Source organism: Streptomyces sp. ME02-8801-2C (assembly GCF_033793965.1).
Taxonomy (GTDB): Bacteria; Actinomycetota; Actinomycetes; order Streptomycetales; family Streptomycetaceae; genus Streptomyces.
In genome coordinates this window covers 46,519-65,118 of the sequence record NZ_JARAXP010000023.1, presented here as the reverse complement: position 1 = coordinate 65,118, position 18,600 = coordinate 46,519, and the positions used below count along the sequence as shown (strand labels likewise).

Below are 18,600 nucleotides of genomic sequence, written 5' to 3'. Positions count from 1 at the left end.
GGTTGTGTGACATATCGCCGTCATGGCCGCCATGTACCGTGCGTTGAAGGACAGTTGAGCTTTGAACGTAACTGACTGTCGAGGACTTCACATCTGAGGTTCCGTCCAGAGGATCTCTCCGAGGAGTGGCATGGACATCGGCGTTTTCATCCCCATCGGCAACAACGGCTGGCTGATCTCGAAGAGTTCACCCCAGTACATGCCGAGCTTCGAGCTCAACAAGGCGATCGTGCAGAAGGCGGAGGCCCATGACCTGGACTTCGCGCTCTCCATGATCAAGCTGAAGGGGTTCGGCGGCGAGACGGAGTTCTGGGACCACAACCTGGAGTCCTTCACGCTGATGGCGGGCCTGGCGGCGGTCACGGACCGCATCAAGCTCTACGCCTCCACCCCCATCCTGGCCCTGCCCCCGGCGATCGTCGCCCGGATGGCGGTCACGGTCGACTCGATCGCCCCCGGCCGCTTCGGCATCAACATCGTGACCGGCTGGGCCCCCGGCGAGTACGCCCAGATGGGCCTGTGGCCCGGCGACGACCACTTCGGCAACCGCTACGCGCGCGCCGTCGAGTACGTCACCGTGATGAAGGACCTTTGGCGCGACGGCGTCAGCAACTTCAAGGGCGAGTTCTACGAGATGGACGACTGCGTCCTCTCCCCGCGCCCGGCGAACGGGCACATCGACATCGTCGCGGCCGGCCAGAGCGGCACCGGCATGAAGTTCGCCGCGGAGCACGCCGAGTACAACTTCATCCTGGGCAGCGGGGTCAACACCCCGACCGCCCTGTCCGGCAGCACGGCGACGCTGGCGGAGGAGGCGGAACGGACCGGAAGAGACGTGGGAGCCCTCTCCCTGTTCATGATCATTGCGGCCGAGACGGACGAAAAAGCCCAGGCCAAGTGGCAGGACTACCACGACAACGCCGACCGCGCGGCGCTCGCCTACATGGCCGGCGAGACGGACGCGGACACGACGTCCACGGGCACCTCGACGGCCCGCACGATCGCGCTGCCGGAGGGCGCGGTCAACTTCAACATGGGCACGCTGGTCGGCTCGTACGAGAGCGTGGCGCGGATGCTCGACGAGGTCGCCGGAGTGGCCGGCACCAAGGGCATCATGCTGGTCTTCGACGACTTCCTGGAAGGCCTGGAGGACTTCGGGACCCGTATCCAGCCGCTGATGAAGTCCCGGGCGGGGAGGGGGAGTTCGGAGTGAGCCCAACGGGCAGTGGTCCCGAGGAGAATCGGGTCGAGGACGCTCGTGCCGAGGAGGATCGGGCCGAGGCGGACTACGAACGCGCCGGTCTGGGCGGGCAGTTGACCCCCGGCACCGCCCCCGCCCTCCTGCTCGTGGACCCGGCCCGGGCGTACGTCGATCCCGCCTGCCCCCTCTACGCGGGGGCGGGCGCGGAGGGCGCCGCCGAGGCGATGCGGGGGCTGCTCGCCCTCGCCCGCCGGGCCGGGATCCCGGTGATCGTGACGCGCGTGGTGCTGCGCCCCGACGGCCGCGACGGAGGCGTCTTCTACCGCAAGGTGCCAAGCCTGCGGGTGTTCGCCGAGGGCAGCCCGTACGCGGAGTTCATCGAGGGCCTGGCCCCGACCGCCGACGAACTGACGGTGACGAAGCAGTACCCGAGCGCCTTCTTCGGCACCGCCCTGTCCACGTACCTCACCTCCCACGGCATCGACACCCTCCTCATCGCCGGCCTGACGACCAGCGGCTGCGTACGGGCCACGGCGCTGGACGCCATGCAGCACGGGTTCGTCCCGGTGGTCGTCGAGGAGGCGGTCGGCGACCGGGACGCGGGCGTCCACGCGGCAAACCTGTTCGACATCCGGCACAAGATCGGTGAGGTTTGGGGGGTGGGGCGGGTGACGGAGTACCTGTCCCCGGGCGCGATGTAGCAGGGGTTGGCAGGAGAGGGAGACGCGGTGAACGGGGACGGACGGGCACCGTTGTTCCTGACCTCGGGGCAGCGGACGAGTACGACGGTGCTGCTCGCGGAGGCGGCGGCCGGCCGGGGGATGGAGGCGCGGTCGCTCACCGAAGCAGGCGCCCTGAGTCGTTCGGCCGCCGAGGCGGTGCACTGGTACGGGGGACCGCTCGCGTACGACCAGCGCGTCGCCGGTGTGCTCGACCTCGCCCTGCTGGAACCCTCCGACGACTGGCTCGCGGTGCTGCCGGAGGAGTTCACGGGCCGGCGCGTACGACTGACGACGCTCGCGGAGGCGTGGCGGATCGGGCACCCGGTGTTCGCCAAGCCGCCCAGCGCCAAGTCGTTCCCGGCGGCGGTGTACGCCGACGGTTCGCGGCTTCCCCGTACGGGCGACGACGTGGGCCCGGACACGCCGGTGCTGGTGTCGGAGATCGTCACGTTCGCCGTCGAGTACCGCCTGTTCGTACTCGACGGACGGGTGACGGCGGGCAGCCGGTACGCGGTGTACGGGCGGCTCGATCCCGCGCCCCTCGACGAGGACGTGCACGAACCGGAGGTACTCCGCTTCGCGGACCGGCTCCTCACCGAGCAGGGGCACAGCCTGCCGAGCGCGGTCACCGTCGACATCGGCCTCGTCCAGGATCCCGACCGGGGAGGGCACGAGCAGTGGGCCGTGGTGGAGGCCAACATGCCCTGGTTCTCGCACAGTTACGCGGCCCGGGTCGAGGGGGTCCTCGACGTCGTACTGCGGGCGGCGGGGCCTCGGGGGCGGGTCGGCCGGGAGGACGAACGGTTCGTGCGGGGCGCGGCGCCGGTTCACGCGACGTTGAAGTCCGCCGCCTTCGTGAGCAGCTTCGAGTCGCCGTCCTTCGACGTGGCCAGGACCGCGACGTGCCACGCTCCACGCGGGGACGACCCCGCGTCGGCGCCGGTGACGGGGACCGTGTAGACGCAGCGCACGGTGTCGCCGCCGGACGGCTTGCACTTGGCCGACTCCACGGACGCCATGTCCTTGGCCGTGATCGCCTTCTTGGCGAAGGGCGAGTTCGCCGGCCAGGCCAGGACCTTGACCTCCTTGACGCCGGAGGACGCCGTGACGTCGGTGGTGAAGGTCAACGAGCCGTCGCGGTCGCCGGCGGGAGCCGTGTAGCGGGCGGCGCTGTGCGCCACGGAGGGAGGCTGCTCACCGGCGTACGCGAGGGCGAAGGCGCCGGCACCACCGAGAACGACGACACCGGAAGCAACGGCCAGAACGACGCGACGCGACATGAGAATTTCCCCCAGAGATTGAGCTGGTCGGTCCGGCGCTGTTGGCTGCGCCGTTGCGCCAATCCTGGCCGCTCGGCGGGCCGTGGGTATGAGCGCACGTACTCAACTCCGCCCTGAGTAGAGGCTGTTCAGCACTCAGACAGACACTCCGTAGGCATTCAGGTGGGCACTCAGGCGGCGGAGCTCAGGACCCTCGCGGTGAGGTTCGCCAGTTGTGCGCGCATCCTCTCCCGGGGCATGCCCTCCCGTCCGGCCAGGTGCTCGACGAGATCGGCGCGGACGGCCGCGAGCAGGGTGTGGGCGGTGAAGTCGTTGTCGGTCAGACCCGGGATCTCGTCCAGTACGTCTCGGAGCAGGCCGTGCCAGCGGCCATAGTGCTCCGCCTGGTACGGGCTGCCGCTGCCGCTCTCCTCCAGGGCCAGCGTGAGCCGGCGGTTGTCGAGCTTGAAGCACAGGAGGGCGTCGAGCAGGGCTGGCACGCGCTGCCGTGGTGGAGTGGTGGGCCCGAGGGGTGGCGGTCCGGCTTCGACGGCCTCCCTGATCGGTTCGAGCCGCGCTTCGTACAGGGCGCGGAGCAGCCCGGCGCGGTCGCCGAAGGCGCGAAAGAGGGTTCCCTTGCCGACCCCGGCGGCGGCCGCGACCTCGGCCATGGTGACGTCCTCGACCCCCTCCGAACGCGCGAAGAGAGCATCGGCGGCCGCCAGAACGGCCTCCCGGTTACGGACGGCGTCCTCACGGGGCTTGCGCTCGGGCATACGTCTCCTCCGGTTGCCCCGGTTGATAAACGGACCCAGGGTCCGTATCGTCGCCGAAGCGGACCCCGGGTCCGCATTCTATGAGACGTACGAGACCACGACGTACGAGATGGAGGCACCCATGTCCGCACCGGCTTCTCCGGCGGATCTCTACCGCCACAGCCTGCGACTGCTGCTCGACAAGGACATCCCCGCGTGGGTCGCCCTGTGGGACGAGAACGGGGTCATGGAGTTCCCCTTCGCGCCCGACGGTTGGCCCAAGCGCCTGGACGGCAGGGAGGCCGTCGCCGACTACATGCGCTCCTATCCCGACCACATCGAACTGCACGACTTCCCCGACCTGACGATCCACGAGACCATCGATCCGCAGGTCATCGTGGTCGAGATGCGAGGCGTGGGGCGCCTGGTGGGGACCGGCGGCCCGTTCGACATGACGTACATCGCCGTCGTGACCTTCCGGGACGGGCTCATCACCTCCTACCGCGACTACTGGAACCCGCTCGCGGTCCTCGACCCCGCCACCGGCTTCACCGGGACCGGCCGATGACCGTCACCGGCACCACCCTCGTCATCGGCGCCACGGGCACCACCGGCAGTCGCACCGCGGCGCAGCTGACGGCCGGCGGCCACCGTGTCAGGGCCGCCAGCAGAGAAGCGGGCGTACGCGGTTCGGCGCGGGTCTCGTTCGACTGGTACGACCCCGCCACCCATACCGCCGCCCTCGACGGAGTCGACCGCGTCTACCTCGTCCCGCCCGTGGGCGACCCCGATCCGGCGGCGGTCATGCTGCCGTTTCTCCGGCGGGCCCGCGCCGCCGGAGTGCGGCGCGCGGTGCTCCTGAGCTCCTCGGCCATCCCCGAGGGCGGCCCGGCGGTGGGAAAGGTTCACCAGGCCCTGCCCGGCCTGTTCGACCAGTGGGCGGTCCTGCGGCCCTCGTGGTTCATGCAGAACTTCACCGGCGCGCACGCGCACGCCGTCGGCATCCGTGAGCACGGCACCCTCTGGAGCGCGACCGCCGACGGCCGGGTCGGTTTCGTCGACGCCGACGACATCGCGGCCGTCGCCGTCCGCGCCCTGACCGACGAACACGCCCCCGACACCGATCTCGTCATCACCGGCCCGGAGACACTCGGCTACGACGACATCGCCGCGATCACCACAGAGGTCACCGGCCGGCCCGTGACGCACCACCGCCTGTCGTACGAGGAGATGCGCGACCACCTCACCCGCACCGCCCGGATATCGCCGGAGTTCGCCGCCATGCTGGCCGGCATGGACCGAGCCATCGCGGAGGGTTCGGAGGACCGCGTCACCGACACCGTCCAGCGCCTCACCGGCCGGCCGCCGCGCACATTCCGCGCCCTCCTCCTCAGCCAGTCACCGACAGGACCAGCAACGTGACGAGCAGGGCGACGACGACCGCCGCCGAGGCGATGCCCACCAGCCGGAGCACGCGCTGCTTCGCGGGCCGCCGGACGACATTGAGGGGGGCGGCGCTCTCCGACCGCCCGGGGAACGCGAAGTACACCCAGTCCGGATCCGCGTCGACCGTGACGCGGGCGACAGGCAGATAGCGGAGGGTCGCCAGGCGCGCCACTTCCCTTTCGGCGAGCGCCAGTTGGGGTTCGACCTGGCCGCGGAGCGTTTCCGGCAGGTCGGCCGGGAGCTTGTCGGTGACCCTGTGCAGGCGCTTCTCGCGCCAGCCCGCACGCCATTGGGTGCGCCATCGGAGGTGGGCAGGCGCCGCGACCCGTTCCTGTTCCGACTCCACGGGGTGGGTGATCCGCGCCTCGATGAACGTGGTGAAGAAGCCGGTGCCCTCGCACGGCTTGTGCCGTACGCGTTTCGCGCCGTTGCAGGCCTCGCACTTGCGGCGTCGTTTCCCGTCGCAGACCGGGCAGGTCATCGTCTGGAAGCCGACACACTTGGGGCAGGCCGCCTTCGGGGCGGCGCAGCGCCTGCACCAGTCGGTTCGCGGCGACGCGTTCGGGGGCGGCTTGCGGCTGCCCGGCCTGCGGTTTCCGCCGCACGACCAGCACGAGTCGCTGCCACCGCCGCAGCCGTCGCACGCCACGAGTTCCGGGCAGTCCTGCGTGCCGCTTCCGCCGCAGGTGTCGCAGTCCCGTTTCCCGGCCGCGCAGTCCGGGCACGGCCCCTCGGCGACCGAGCCCGCGAGCACGAGTCTCACCGGGAGTGTGGGTTGGAAGCCGGCGGGCACCGGAACCTGATGGGTGGCGAGGTCGGTGTACGAAGGCCGCTTGGCGATCTGCTTCAGCTTCTTTCCTGGCACCCGCTCCGGAACGCCCGGATGCCGCTCCTCGAACCGCCGGTCGATACGGAACTCCAGCAACGGCTGCCGGGACAGCTCAGCCGTACCGGGAGCCACCAGCCGTACGGGGTTGCCCCGCCCGGAGAGGTAGCGCTCGACGGACTGGAGCACCTCTTCGTCGGACGGGTTCTCCGGCGACTTGGACGGCTCGGACGACCTGGCAGGCTCGGAGAACTCGGTGGACCCCGACGGCTCGGACTGCTGGGCGGACTCGTACGGCTCGGAAGATGGCGTGGCCAACCCTGCTCCCCTGGTCGACGATCCAGGGGAGCAGAGTACGAGTCACCTGATACCTCATCAAGAGGGCGTACGAGGACGCCTGTTGACGTTTCCTGTCAGAGACGCGGCTCCCGTACGACCGCCACCCCGCCCGGCGGAACCCGTACCGCGCCCCCGTCCACCCGTTCCCCGGTGAGGAGTTCGGTCGCCCCCGCCGCCACCTCGACCTCGGCCCCGCCGCCCGCGTGGTCGATCAGGAACAGGAAGTCGGCGTCGGCGCCCCGGCGCAGCACCGCCTCCACGCCCTCCGGAGTCGCCCGCACCCTCTCGACACCCGCCTCCGCGCACATACGCCCGAGCAGCGCACCCAGCGTCGACGGGTCCGGCCGGGTCGCCACATACCAACCGGCGCCCGCACCCACCGAGTTGCGCGTCACCGCCGGGACCCCGGCCAACGGACCGTCGGTGTACGACAGCACCGCTTCCGCTCCTTCATCCTTCAGCCGAAGCCGCTCCGACCAGAGGGATCCCGTCCCGGTATCGCCATCCCTGCCGTCGCCGAGCCCGACCGACTCTCCCGGCAGCAAGGGGAACAGCTCGTCCGCTCGCACCCCGAGGGCCTCGCGGAACGCGCCCGGGTAACCCCCCAGCCGTACATGGCAGTTGGTGTCGACGGCCCCGCTGTGGAAGCCGACGGCCAGCGTGCCGCCGCCCTCCGCGAAGCCCACGAGGTTCGACGCGCCCTCGTCGTCGACCAGGTACAGGCTGGGCACGAGTACCAGCCGGTACCCCTCCAGCTCGGCCCCGGGCCGTACGAAGTCCACGGCGACTCCCGCCCGCCACAGCGGCTCGTACCAGTCCCGTACGAGGTCCTGGAAGCGCAGTTCGCTGTTCGGCTGGGAGGGGAGTTCCAGGGCCCAACGGGCGTCCCAGTCCCAGACGATGGCCACGGAAGCGGTGCCCGTGCTGCCGCGCACCTCGGCCAACGCCCGTAGATCCGCGCCCAGTTGGACGACGTCCTGCCAGATCTGGCTGTCGGTGCCGGCGTGCGGAAGCATCGCCGAGTGCCACTGCTCGGCGCCCGCCTTCGCGGCCCGCCACTGGAAGTAGGCGATGCCGTCCGCGCCGTGGGCGACATGGGCGAGGGCGTTGCGGCGCAACTCCCCCGCCGTCTTGGCCCTGTTGACCGGCTGCCAGTTCACCGCGCCCGTGGAGTGCTCCATCAGGAACCAGGGGCCGCCCGCGAGCGACCGCATCAGGTCGCCGCTGAGCGCGATGTCGATGTGCGACTCGGGGTCGGTCGAGCGGAGGTAGTGGTCGTTGGCGACGACGTCCAGCTCCGGGGCCCAGCGCCAGTAGTCGAGGGCGTCGAAGTTGTACATGACCATGAAGTTGGTGGTGGCCGGGGTGCCGGGCGCCGCCGCCCTCAGCACGTCCCTCTCCGCCTTGTACAGCGCGAGCAGTTCGTCGGAGCAGAAGCGGCGCCAGTCCAGCTGGTGGGTGGGGTTGGGGACGGCGCCGGTCGCGCGGGGCGGGATGATCTCGGCCCAGTCGTAGTACCACTGGCTCCAGAAGGTGGTGCCCCAGGCGTGGTTCAGGGCGGCCAGGTCGTCCGCGTAGCGTGCCCGCAGCCAGCGACGGAACGATTCGGCGCTCTCGTCGCAGTAGCAGGCGGGGTTGTGGCAGCCGTACTCGTTGTGGACGTGCCACATCGCGACGGCCGGGTGGTCGGCGTACCGCTCGGCCAGCGCGCCCGCGATCCGCAGGGCGGCCTCGCGGTAGGCGGGGCTGGAGGGGCAGAACGTCTGGCGGCTGCCGTACGAGAGGGTGCGGCCGTCCTTGTCGACGGGGAGTGCCTCGGGGTGGGCGCGGAAGAACCAGGCGGGCGGGGCGGCCGTCGGGGTCGCGAGGTCGGCGGCGATGCCGTTCTCGTGCAGGAGGTCGAGGAGGCGGTCCATGCGGGCGAAGTCGTAGACGCCCTCGGCCGGTTCGAGCAGGGCCCAGGAGAAGATGCCGACGCTGACCATGGTGACCCCGGCCTCGCGCATCAGGCGCATGTCCTCGGCCCACACCTCCTCGGGCCACTGCTCGGGGTTGTAGTCGCCCCCGTACGCGAGACCGGGAACGGCGAGTTCGCGCTTCATCGACACAACTCCACTTCGGATTCACTCAGTTGGACGCGGGCGTCAGCCCTTGTTGGCGCCCAGGGTCAGACCGCTGACGAACTGCCGCTGCAGCGCGAAGTACACGATCAGGGTGGGGATCGCGGTCAGCAGCGCACCCGCGGCGACCAGGTTGGGGTCGGTGAAGTACTGGCCCGAGAGGTTGTTCAGTGCCGAGGTGATCGGCATGTTCTCGCCCGTGGAGATCAGCACGATCGCCCAGAAGAAGTCGTTGTAGATCCAGATGGACAGCAGGGTGGCCAGAGCCGCCATCGCCGGACGGCACAGCGGCAGCACGATCTGCCAGTACATCCGCCACACCGACGCGCCGTCGACGAGCGCGGCCTCGGTCAGCTCGTGCGGAAGCATCCGCATGTAGTTGGCGAGGACGAAGGCGCAGAAGCCGGACTGGAACGCGATGTGGATGAGGACCAGGCCGAGCGCCGAGTCGTACAGCTTGCCGGACGCGGTGATCCCCGGCAGGTCCACGAGCAGGTACATGCGGTACAGCGGGGTGATGATGACCTGCTGCGGGAGCAGGTTGCCGGCCGTGAAGACCAGCAGCAGGGCCAGGTTGACCCGGAAGTCGAAGCGGCTGACGTAGAAGGCGACCATCGACGACAGGAACAGCGTCAGCAGCACCGCCGGGACCGCGATGATCAGCGTGTTCCCGAAGTAGTGCAGCATGTCCGACTGCGTGAACGCGTTCGTGAAGTTGGCGAAGCTCAGCTTGTCGGGCCAGGAGACATAGCCCTTGTCGCTGGTCTCGGCGTACGGGCGCAGGGCCGCGAACATGGCCCACAGCAGGGGCGCGAGCCAGGCCAGCGACATGACGACGAGGAACGTGTGCAGCAGGATCCGGGCGGGGCGGACGGGGGCGCGTCCCTTCAGGGACGCGTGCGCGGGCCCGTTCGAGGATCGCCGATTGGCCAGGGTGGGAGCGCTCATGCCCGCCGCTCCTTCCGGAAGGTGCTGATCAGATAGGGGATGATCACGACGAGCGAGATCACCAGCAGGACGACGGCGATGGCGGACCCGTAACCGATACGGCTGGACTCACCGATGATGTTGTTGGTCACGAGGATCGACAGCAGTTCCGTGCCCTGGGCGCCGCCGTTGAAGACGTACACGAGGTCGAAGGCGCGCAGGGCCTCGATGATCGTGACGACCAGGACGATGGTGTTGGTGGGGCGCAGGGTCGGGAAGATGACGTTCTTGAACGTCTGCCACTCGTTGGCGCCGTCGAGCGAGGAGGCCTCGCGCAGCGACGGGTCGACGCCCTTGAGGCCGGCCAGGTAGAGGATCATCATGTAGCCGGTGTGCCGCCAGCACGCGGCGACCAGAACGGCCCACAGATTGAGATCCGGGTCGCCGATCCAGTCGATGTAGTGGCCGGGCTTGTTGGCCCCGATGAGGCTGTTGATCAGGCCGGTGTCCGGGTTGTAGACCAGCTGCCAGACGAAGCCGGTGACCGCCAGCGACACCACGACCGGCAGGAAGAACGCCGTCTGGTAGACCCGGGTGAACCGGATGTTCTTGTCCAGTTGCACGGCCAGGAACAGGCCCAGCGGGGTCGGGATCGCGATGAGTACGACGAACCAGATGATGTTGTGCTGGACGGCGGGCCAGAACTGCGGGTTGTTGGTGAACAGTTCGCGGAAGTTCTGCAGCCCGACCCACTCGATGGAGTCGAAGCCGATGCCGTCCCAGGTGGTGAAGGCCAGCGCGATGGAGGCGAAGGCCGTCACCCACACGAGGAGGACGTGCAGGAAGGTCGGCAGACCGGCCATGAAGCCCAGGGCGACCCTGTCGCGGCGGGTCAGCAGTCGGCGGTGGCCCTGCGGTGGCTTGCGGCTCTGCGGGGACGACGGGGTGCGGGTACCGCCCGGAGGCGGCACGTCGGCCGCCCCCGGGATCACGGGAATCGAATCGGAGTTGCTCATGAGGAGGCGAAGATCGTCTTCTTCTGGCGCTCGATGGACGCGAGCAGGCTGTCGATGTCCTTGGGGTCACGGATGAACTTCTGCAGCGCCGGCTGCATCACCGTGGAGGTGAAGTCCGGACGGCTGTCACGGTCCATGAACTGCGTGAGGTTCTTCGCGCCGGTGATCATCGCGTACGCCTTCTTCTGCAGCGGGCTGTACGAGGAGGTGTCGGCGGTGGTGGAGGCGGCGACGACGTTCGGGTCGGACTTGAGGTAGATCTCCTCGGCCTCCGGAGTACCCAGGAACTCGAGCAGCTGAGTCGAACCGGACTTGTTCTTCGGGGACTTGGAGAGCATGAAGCCGTCGGTGGGCGCCTCGACCGTGTCCTGCCCGAAGGAGGGGTCGATCTCCGGGAAGGCGAAGAAGTCGAGGTCGTCACGATCGGTCGCGTTCGTGAACTGCTGGCCCACGAAGGTGCCCAGCAGATACATGCCGGCCTTCTTCGAGACGAGCGTCTGCGCCGCGTCCTGCCAGGTGCGACCGGTCGATCCCTCCTGGCTGTAGGGGAGGATTTCAGCCCAGTTGTCGAAGGCGGCGCGAACCTTCGCGTCGGTCCAGGATGCCTTTCCGGCCATCAGCTCGACATGGAAGTCGTAGCCGTTGGTACGGAAGTTGATCTGGTCGAAGGTGCCGAGCGCGGGCCAGGCGTCCTTGTCGCCGAAGGCGATCGGGACGAGGCCGTCCTTCTGCATCTGCTTGCACAGCGCGATGAACTGCGCCCAGGTGGTGGGCACCTCGTAGCCGTGCTCCTTGAAGACGCTCTTCCGGTAGAACATCGCCCACGGGTACGTGTACAGCGGAACGAAGTAGTACTTGCCGTCCGCACCCTTGCTGAGCTGCTTCATCGCGTCGGGGAAGTTGCTCCCGATCTTCTGCCACACGTCGTCGATCGGGCTGGCCAGGCCCTTGCCCGCGAAGAACTGCATGCGGTAGCCGGCGAACCAGGTGAACACGTCGTCCGGCGTGCCCTGCAGGTAGGAGTTGATCTGCTCCTGGAACGTGTTGTGGTCCTTCGTGTTCACGTCGACCTTGATGCCGGTCTTCTTAGTGAACGCCGCGTAGATCTCGGCGAAGGCCTTCTTCGGGACCGCGTCCGACGCGTTCGAGCCAAGGGTGACGGTCTTCGCGTCGGAACCCGAGTCGCTGTCGCCGCAGGCGCTCAGCAGCGGCGCGGCAGCGCCGAGCGCCGCCGCGCCGCCGATCCCACGCAGGAGGGTGCGGCGACTCGGCCCGGGGACGGCGAGTCCGGAGGGGGTGTAGTGCATGGTGGCTCCTGTGGGACAGACCCCCCTAAACGGGGAGCAAGGTCACGACTACGCTGGGTCCATGCTGATCTAAAACGACCAGAAATCAACTTGACCGAACATCGTGGCGGCAATAAGAGCTGCTTGTCCGGTCCTGCGTCAAGGGCTGACGTCCGCCGTGCCTGAAACGTGATGGACACCGGGATGTGAAGGTTTGCTAATAGACAGAGAGCAAAGATCACGGGCCCGGGCAGGCCGGAGCGGTCCTGGGCCTGCGGCCCGGGGGCGCAGTTCTCGCCCCCGCCGCCCATACCCGTCCCATCCCTGGGGGCTGCGCCCCCAGACCCCCGCTGGGTATTTCAGCCCCTCCGGCGTTTGAGGAGCGGGGGGTCGGGGGCAGCGCCCCCGAGAAGGATGGGACGGGTAGGGGCGGCGGGGGCGAGGAAACCCTCCGCCGCCCGGTTCGGCTGTTCGGTGTACCCGGGCGTCCCCCGGGGACCGGTCAGCGGCCGATCTTCACCTTGCGCGACACACTCACCTGATCGACATCCGACGTCCGAACCGTCACCTTCATGGTCCACGTCCCGGCGATCGGCAGGTTGAGGGAGTTCGTGCCCCAGTAACCGCCCTGGTCGGTGAGCTCGGCGTTGAGCTGGCCGATCTCCTTGCTGGGCAGGGAGAAGGAGAGCCGCAGCTCGGGGACGATCGCGAAGCCGTCGTCGGGACCGAACACCACGGCCTGCACGGTGTTCACGCCGACCCGGCCGGGCTCGAGGGTGACCTGCACCTTGCCGTGACCCCCCGGCGTACCGACGTCGAAGGGGATCGTCGTCGAGGACGCGCTGATCACCCCGGGCACCGGCGCGTCCTTGGCGGCCTCGGCCGCCTCCGCGGCGGCCCGCCCCGGCAACGTCGTCGTCAGGATGGTCGTGATCACCAACACCGCGATCCCGACGGCCACTTCGGCCAGCACGGAACGACGCAGCCGACGACGGTAGACGTCGGCGGAAGAGGAGGACGGGGTGCTTTCGTCACGGACGTCACCCTCGCTCTCGCTGTCGCTCTTGCCGGCCGGTGTCTGCGGACCGCCCACCGTCTCCGGCACCCGATCGACCACCTTGGCCTCCGCCACCTCCGCCACCTCCGGCATCAGCAACCGGCCCGTCCAACGGCGCGAGAACCCGGCGGCGACCAGCAGCAGCGTCACCGCGCACAGCTTGGCGATCAGGATGCGGCCGTACGACGTGCCGGTGAGCGCGTCCCAGGAGCCGAGGCCGCGCCAGGACTGGTAGACGCCGGTGACGGTCAGGACGGCCACCGATACGAAGGCCAGCCGGGAGAACCGGGCCACCGTGGACCCCGAAAGCGGCTCCGCCGCCTGGAGGAGGGTGAGCAGGGCCGCGAGGCCGCCCAGCCAGACGGCCATGGCGAGCAGATGCAGCACCGAGGACGCCATCGCCACCGGCACCTGGATACCGGCCGACGCGTGCTCGGCGGCGGCCCACGTCAGTGTGAGACCGAGGGCGAGCGCACCCCCGGCGGCAAGGAAGACCGGCTTGCCCGCGCCGATGCCACCGCCACCGCCACTCCCGCCGTCGCTGTCGGTGACGCGCTGCTTCCGGCGGCCGACCACCGTCAGGAGTACGGCCGCAGCGGCCAGGAGCGCGACCCGGGCGAGGAGTGCCACACCGGGCCTGCTGGTCACGGTCCGTTCCAGCGTCGCCGGGTCGAAGGCGCCGGAAGGCCCGGTGCCGGCCTCGTACGGGCCGCGCAGCACAAGCAGAGCCACGGTGGACACGAGGAGGACCCACCAGCCCGTCAGGACCAGCCTGCGCAGCGGGTCCGTGCTCGACGGGCGACAGAGCAGCACGAAGACGACGGTGCCGATGAGCAGGGCCAGGGCCGCGTACGCCAGATAGCGGACGATGTCGTAGAGGGCGCTGGTGGCAGCGTTCTCGGTGGGGCCGGTGTCGATGGCGGCCGGGGTCGCGGAGGGCTCGCCGATGGAGAAGGTGAAGGCGCCCGAGATGGGGTGACTGTCCGCCGAGACGACCCGCCAGGCCACGGTGAACGTGCCTTCGCCGAGACCCTTGGGCAGGCTCACGCGTACCGCGTCCGAACGCCCGTCGACATGCTCGGCCTCGCCGGTGCTCACCCGCCGGCCGTCCGGGTCGAAGGCGCGGAAGGAGTCGTCGAGCAGACCGACGGACTCGGTGAAGGTGAGGGTGACCTGTCGGGGCGCGGAGTCGAGGACGCTGCCGTCGCGGGGGTCGGTGCTGCGGAGAGCGGCGTGCGCGGACGCGGTGCCCGCCCCGCCGACGAAGAGGAACAGGACCAGGGCGGTGCCCAGCAGCAGCGCCCGCTGAACTCCCCTGGATCCCCTTCTCTTCGTCCGTCCGCCGGTCACCGTGCGCTGCCCTCCTACAGCTCGTCGGTGGTCGCGCCCTTCGTTCCGCAGTCGGCCCACGTACCTTCTCCGTCTTCGGGACTTTTCGGCTCTCGTATACGTACGGACGATCCTGGCGCCCCGCTCACCCCGCCGGAACCGGATTCACCGTGGTCTTCACCACGTGGGCCGGGCGGAGACCCCGCCGTCCACGACCAGGTCGTGCCCGCTGACCCAGGACGCCAGCGGTGAGGCGAGGAAGACACACGCGTCGCCGATGTCCTCGGGCCGCCCCAACCTCCCTACCGGCGCCGCCTGTTGCCACCGCCGCACACCCTCCGGCCAGTCGTCCGCGAGCCCTTCCCGGTCGATGAGCCCGGGCGAGACGGTGTTGACGCGGATGCCGTACGCCCCGTACTCGAGGGCGGCCGACCGCGCGTGCATCACGACCGCCGCTTTCGAGGCGGAGTAGTGGGCATGGCCGGGTGCCGGACGCGCGGCCTCGATGGACGCGACGTGCGTGACACTGCCCCCACGCCCCCCGCCGCCCCCGTGGTCGCCCCCCTCTCCCCCTTCACCCACCTGCTCCCGCATGACCTCCACCGCGGCCTGCGTACAGGCGAAGACGCTCAGGAGGTTCGCGTCGACGACGGCCCGCCAGTCCGCGGCGGTCATCCCGGCCAGCTCCTGGACCGGTTGCACGCCCGCGTTGTTGACCAGCGCGTCGAGCCGACCGCCGCCCCACTCGGCGGCCTCCCGCACCACCCGCCGGCACTCGTCCTCGACGGTGAGATCGCCCCGCAGTACGACGGCCCGCCCGCCCGACTCCTCGATCCGCGCGACCACTTCGCGCGCACCCTCGTCCGAGGTCCGGCAGTGCACGGCGACGGCGGCCCCCTCCGCCGCGAACCGCGCCGCGATCCCACGCCCGATCCCGCCACCTGCCCCGGTGACAAGGGCGACCTGACCGCCGAGCAGACGCGTGGAACTGCTGGTCGAACTGCTGGTGGAATTCCTGGGTGGCCTCATGGCCGACACAGTGCCTCGATACGGGCCGCCTCGGCCGGATAACGCGCGGCCAGCTCGACGGCGTCGCCGTGCTCGTACCCCTCGAAGGTGAACCCGGGCGCCATCGTGCACCCGAAGAACGTGAACGTGCCGCCCTCGACGACCCGCGCGCCCATCCAGGTGCCGGCGGGAACGGTGAGCTGGGGTTCCTGGCCGTGCCGCAGCCCCGGCCCGAGCACGGCTGTCCGCGAGGTGCCGTCGGGCCCGAGGAGCAGCATCTCCAGCGGATCGCCGAGGTAGAAGTGCCAGACCTCGTCGGAGGGAAGCCGGTGCAGCGCGGAGAAGTCGCCGGGCTCGGCGGTCAGCAGCGCGACGATCGCCGAGCCCTCCGGCCGCCCGTCGGCCCGCTCGGGCCCCGCCCACGTACGCCGAAACAGCCCGCCCTCACGCGGGATCGGCTCCAGCCCGTAGTGGGCGATCAGTTCGTCGGGCGTCACAGGGCCAGGGCCAGGTCCAGGTCCATCGGGGTTCGGGTTCACGCCGGAAAAGCTACCTCCCGGGGCAGGAAAGCCAGTTGGGCGCGCTTCTGCGGCAGATACACGTCCGGCAGGTCGATCTCGGGCAGGACGACGACGGGACCGGGCAGGAATCCCTGCCGCAGAAAACGGGCGACGGCCTTCTCGTTGTCCACATCGGGATCGACCACGACCCGCTTCCGCCCCAGCCCGACCAGCACATACCGTGCCAGTACGGCCATCAGTGCGGCCGACCACCCGGGTTGCCCGCCCTCCGGCCCGGCGGGCGCGAGCAGCAGATGGATGCCGATGTCGCCGGGCTCGACGGGGTAGCACTCGCCCACCCGGTCGGCCTCGGGCTCGTACGTCTGGAGCAGCGCGACCGCCGTACCGTCCTTCACCACCAGATAGGCGTGATGGGTGTCGAGGGTGTCCAAGTGGCCGTAGATCTCGGTCACTTGCTCCTCACCGAGCCCGTTCATCCCCCAGAACTCGGCCCGCCTCGCACTCACCCACCCGTGCACCACCGGGGCGTCGGCGACGGGGTCGAGCCGCAGCACGCGCACGGTGCCGAACCCGTCGACCACCTGCTCGTGCACGGCGGCACGGTCCGCGTAGGAGGGGGCGGCCGGCGGATCCTCCCGGGTCAGCCGCTCCCAGTCGGTGACGACGGGCACCAGCTCTCCCCTTGTCCACAGGGGGAGTTGATCGCGGTGGTGGGCGGAGCCCGGCACCCCGGAGGCCCCGAAGGGCACCACCCAGAGGCTGTCCTCACGCCGGGCCAGATCCCAGACATACCTGGCGGCGGGCCCGCGCGCCACGAGGTCGGTGAGCCCGGGAACGGAGGAGGTGCTCAGCACGCAGTCGTGATCACCGGCGAGCCCGGGTTCGTCGTACGGGTCGGCGGTGGCGACGAGGGCCCGCCAGGGGAGCAGCCGGTGCCGCTCGCCCCAGGTCCCGGACCCGGACGGCGACCCCGCAGCCACTTCCGCGAGGGCTTCCCGTACGAGGGCGGCGCGCTCGATCCCGTACAGCTCCCGTGCCGTCAGGAGCCCTTCGAGTGCGAAGGCGATCCGGGGCAGCAGGGCGAGCCAGGGGAGGAAGACCTCCGGGTACGCGGGCGGGACGGCCAGTGCGGCGAAGGCGGGGTGGGCGGCGAGGCGGCGTACGACGGCGGAGCGCAGGTCCGCGTAGGAGGCCGCCTCGGTGCTGTCGGCCGACATCCGGCGGTCCCAGCGCAGGAGTCGGTCGCGCAGGGCGGCCTCCTCGGGGGCGAGTCCGTCGAGGGCGGCGAGGAGGTCGAGGAGCGGGGCGGCGGAGGCGAGGTGGGTGTCCATGTGGAGGGCGGGCAGGTCGGCCGCCGACCACTGGTCCCGCTCCTCGAGGAGCGCGCGGATACGGGCCGCCCGGTGCGGCGGCGCGAACTCGACCCCGAGCGGTGTGGCGAGCCCCCGGTGGTTGGCCATGACGGCGAGCCCGTCGTCGACGGTGCCGTACGGCGTCTCGTGCCGCCCGTCCCATTCGTGACCGGGTTCCCAGGCCCGCACCAGCCGGGTCCGGTTCGCCTCGGCGCGGACGGGGACGTGGCCCGCGACCCGGTGCAGCAGCCCGTTCTCGGTGTCGGCGGCCTGGACGACGTTGACGGGCTCGGCCCACAGGTCGAGGGCACGGTCGACGTCGACGACGCGACGGGCGCGGAGGAGGGGGAGGAGGGCGGAGAACCCGAGGTCACCGGTGACGCGGGGCGGGTAGCGCAGACTGACCGCCGCTCCCGCGTACTCGTCCCCACCCGTACCGAGACCCGCCTCGGGACCGATCACGACCACCCCCCGCCCGGTCTCGATCACCTCCACCTCGATCGGCTCCCCGCCCGCGACCTCGACCACCTCCACACGGACATCGGCCGACCGCCACTCCCCGTCGGCCCCCAGCGCCTCAACTCCCTCCCTTGTACGGCGAATCCGCTCCTCGTAAAGGTCCTGGTAGTCGGCCATGGCGTTGGTGATGGCCCAGGCGACCGTGCCCGTGTGACCGAAGTGGGCGATCCCGGGAACGCCCGGGACGGCCAGCCCGACGACGTCGAACTCCGGGCAGGCCAGCCGGACTTGCTGGTACACGCCGGGAGCCTCGATGAACCGGTGCGGGTCACCCGCGATCAACGGGAGCCCGGTGACCGACCGTTCGCCGCTGACGAGCCAGCCGTTGCTGCCGGAGGTGCCGGGTCCGTCGGTGGCGAACAGGGCGACGGCCTCGGCGCCGAGATGGGCCGCGACCTGTTCGCGCCAGAGCTTGGCCGGGAATCCGGCGAACAGGATGTGCGTGGCGAGCCAGACGCCGAGCGGGGTCCACGGCTCCCAGCGGCCGGGGGCGAGGCCGGTCGTGGCGAACTCGGGCGCGTGGCCGGCCCCTTCCACCAGTCCCTCGTTGACGCCGTCGACGTACGCCCGTACCCAGGCGGCGGTTTCGGGGTCCCGTCTCTCCAGGGTGGCGTAGCAGTGTCTCGCGGTGTCGTCGAGGCGGGCGCGTCTCGCGAACACGTCCCAGCCGGCCGCGTCGGCGCCGAGGAAGGCGGCCGAGGTGCCCTGTGCGCGGTGGCGTTCGACCTCCAGCTGCCAGGCACGGTCGAGGGCGGTGACGCGGCCCTGGCCACGGGCGAGTTCGTACGCGTCGTCCGCGCGCAGATGCGGGATGCCCCAGTCGTCGCGGTAGAGCTCGGTGGCCATATCTGCATCCTCACTGGTCCGGAACTGTGACTTAGGTTAGCCTCACCTAAATTATTTGCGAGGGAATCGTA

15 protein-coding genes and 1 pseudogene are annotated in these 18,600 nt (G+C 70.2%); 5 read left to right on the top strand and 11 right to left on the bottom strand.

The annotated features are described in order from the left end of the window. Nucleotides 1-130: 130 nt before the first annotated feature. From rutA to PV396_RS40325, 3 genes and pseudogenes are all read left to right on the top strand, one after another. On the top strand, nt 131-1,213 hold the full coding sequence (rutA, locus tag PV396_RS40335; RefSeq protein ID WP_319213302.1) for a pyrimidine utilization protein A: 1,083 nt from the start codon (nt 131-133) through the stop codon (nt 1,211-1,213). Further along, nucleotides 1,210-1,902: an isochorismatase family protein gene (locus tag PV396_RS40330; protein WP_319213301.1), complete on the top strand. Its 693-nt coding sequence runs from the start codon at nt 1,210-1,212 to the stop codon at nt 1,900-1,902. Before rutA ends, PV396_RS40330 begins: the two co-directional genes overlap by 4 nt. 120 nt (nt 1,903-2,022) lie before the next feature. Next, nucleotides 2,023-2,661, top strand: a pseudogene (locus PV396_RS40325) (ATP-grasp domain-containing protein); the annotation flags it as partial. An 89-nt stretch (nt 2,662-2,750) separates the two neighbouring features. Here PV396_RS40325 and PV396_RS40320 read toward each other — a convergent pair. After that, the gene (locus PV396_RS40320; protein ID WP_319213300.1) at nt 2,751-3,203 is read right to left on the bottom strand and encodes a DUF5707 domain-containing protein; all 453 of its coding nucleotides are present in this window, start codon (nt 3,201-3,203) and stop codon (nt 2,751-2,753) included. Between the two features lie 170 nt (nt 3,204-3,373). After that, nucleotides 3,374-3,958 carry a TetR/AcrR family transcriptional regulator gene (locus tag PV396_RS40315; RefSeq protein WP_319213299.1) on the bottom strand — a complete coding sequence of 195 codons (585 nt, stop codon included), beginning with the start codon at nt 3,956-3,958 and terminating at the stop codon, nt 3,374-3,376. A 121-nt stretch (nt 3,959-4,079) separates the two neighbouring features. On the opposite strand from PV396_RS40315, the gene PV396_RS40310 reads away from it, so the two are divergent. Together PV396_RS40310 and PV396_RS40305 are read left to right on the top strand one after the other, a co-directional pair. After that, nucleotides 4,080-4,505 (top strand): nuclear transport factor 2 family protein, encoded by a 426-nt coding sequence (locus tag PV396_RS40310; protein ID WP_319213298.1) that lies wholly within the window; start codon nt 4,080-4,082, stop codon nt 4,503-4,505. Next, entirely contained in the window at nt 4,502-5,359 is an 858-nt protein-coding gene (locus PV396_RS40305) for an NAD(P)H-binding protein (RefSeq protein ID WP_319213297.1), read from the top strand. The genes PV396_RS40310 and PV396_RS40305 overlap by 4 nt, the downstream gene beginning before the upstream one ends. On the opposite strand, the gene PV396_RS40300 is transcribed toward PV396_RS40305, so the two are convergent. The 9 genes from PV396_RS40300 to PV396_RS40260 all read right to left on the bottom strand — a co-directional run bounded on the left by PV396_RS40300 (nt 5,328) and on the right by PV396_RS40260 (nt 18,529). Then, nucleotides 5,328-6,527: a hypothetical protein gene (locus tag PV396_RS40300; protein WP_319213296.1), complete on the bottom strand. Its 1,200-nt coding sequence runs from the start codon at nt 6,525-6,527 to the stop codon at nt 5,328-5,330. The two genes, PV396_RS40305 and PV396_RS40300, sit on opposite strands and share 32 nt — an antisense overlap. Before the next feature lie 95 nt (nt 6,528-6,622). Continuing rightward, nucleotides 6,623-8,650, bottom strand: a complete 2,028-nt coding sequence (locus PV396_RS40295) for a beta-galactosidase (protein ID WP_319213295.1) — start codon at nt 8,648-8,650, stop codon at nt 6,623-6,625. A 42-nt stretch (nt 8,651-8,692) separates the two neighbouring features. Beyond that, nucleotides 8,693-9,616 (bottom strand): carbohydrate ABC transporter permease, encoded by a 924-nt coding sequence (locus tag PV396_RS40290; protein WP_319213294.1) that lies wholly within the window; start codon nt 9,614-9,616, stop codon nt 8,693-8,695. Next, the gene (locus PV396_RS40285) at nt 9,613-10,611 is read right to left on the bottom strand and encodes a sugar ABC transporter permease (protein ID WP_319213293.1); all 999 of its coding nucleotides are present in this window, start codon (nt 10,609-10,611) and stop codon (nt 9,613-9,615) included. The genes PV396_RS40290 and PV396_RS40285 overlap by 4 nt, the downstream gene beginning before the upstream one ends. Next, nucleotides 10,608-11,918 (bottom strand): ABC transporter substrate-binding protein, encoded by a 1,311-nt coding sequence (locus tag PV396_RS40280; protein ID WP_319213292.1) that lies wholly within the window; start codon nt 11,916-11,918, stop codon nt 10,608-10,610. Before PV396_RS40280 ends, PV396_RS40285 begins: the two co-directional genes overlap by 4 nt. A 481-nt stretch (nt 11,919-12,399) precedes the next feature. Further along, nucleotides 12,400-14,253, bottom strand: a complete 1,854-nt coding sequence (locus tag PV396_RS40275) for a copper resistance CopC/CopD family protein (RefSeq protein ID WP_319213338.1) — start codon at nt 14,251-14,253, stop codon at nt 12,400-12,402. Between the two features lie 207 nt (nt 14,254-14,460). Beyond that, nucleotides 14,461-15,312, bottom strand: coding sequence for an SDR family NAD(P)-dependent oxidoreductase (locus PV396_RS40270; protein WP_319213291.1), 852 nt, complete (start codon nt 15,310-15,312; stop codon nt 14,461-14,463). After that, nucleotides 15,309-15,788 (bottom strand): cupin domain-containing protein, encoded by a 480-nt coding sequence (locus tag PV396_RS40265; protein WP_319213290.1) that lies wholly within the window; start codon nt 15,786-15,788, stop codon nt 15,309-15,311. Before PV396_RS40265 ends, PV396_RS40270 begins: the two co-directional genes overlap by 4 nt. Nucleotides 15,789-15,826: 38 nt before the next feature. Beyond that, on the bottom strand, nt 15,827-18,529 hold the full coding sequence (locus PV396_RS40260) for a GNAT family N-acetyltransferase (protein ID WP_319213289.1): 2,703 nt from the start codon (nt 18,527-18,529) through the stop codon (nt 15,827-15,829). Nucleotides 18,530-18,600: the final 71 nt, after the last annotated feature.

What these genes read in the sequence shown, in the direction of transcription:
- PV396_RS40295 (WP_319213295.1), bottom strand. Translation starts at nt 8,650, where the DNA reads ATGAAGCGCGAACTCGCCGTTCCCGGTCTCGCGTACGGGGGCGACTAC.
- PV396_RS40305 (WP_319213297.1), top strand. Translation starts at nt 4,502, where the DNA reads ATGACCGTCACCGGCACCACCCTCGTCATCGGCGCCACGGGCACCACC.
- PV396_RS40290 (WP_319213294.1), bottom strand. Translation starts at nt 9,616, where the DNA reads ATGAGCGCTCCCACCCTGGCCAATCGGCGATCCTCGAACGGGCCCGCG.
- PV396_RS40320 (WP_319213300.1), bottom strand. Translation starts at nt 3,203, where the DNA reads ATGTCGCGTCGCGTCGTTCTGGCCGTTGCTTCCGGTGTCGTCGTTCTC.
- PV396_RS40260 (WP_319213289.1), bottom strand. Translation starts at nt 18,529, where the DNA reads ATGGCCACCGAGCTCTACCGCGACGACTGGGGCATCCCGCATCTGCGC.
- PV396_RS40270 (WP_319213291.1), bottom strand. Translation starts at nt 15,312, where the DNA reads ATGAGGCCACCCAGGAATTCCACCAGCAGTTCGACCAGCAGTTCCACG.
- PV396_RS40280 (WP_319213292.1), bottom strand. Translation starts at nt 11,918, where the DNA reads ATGCACTACACCCCCTCCGGACTCGCCGTCCCCGGGCCGAGTCGCCGC.
- PV396_RS40285 (WP_319213293.1), bottom strand. Translation starts at nt 10,611, where the DNA reads ATGAGCAACTCCGATTCGATTCCCGTGATCCCGGGGGCGGCCGACGTG.
- rutA (WP_319213302.1), top strand. Translation starts at nt 131, where the DNA reads ATGGACATCGGCGTTTTCATCCCCATCGGCAACAACGGCTGGCTGATC.
- PV396_RS40315 (WP_319213299.1), bottom strand. Translation starts at nt 3,958, where the DNA reads ATGCCCGAGCGCAAGCCCCGTGAGGACGCCGTCCGTAACCGGGAGGCC.
- PV396_RS40310 (WP_319213298.1), top strand. Translation starts at nt 4,080, where the DNA reads ATGTCCGCACCGGCTTCTCCGGCGGATCTCTACCGCCACAGCCTGCGA.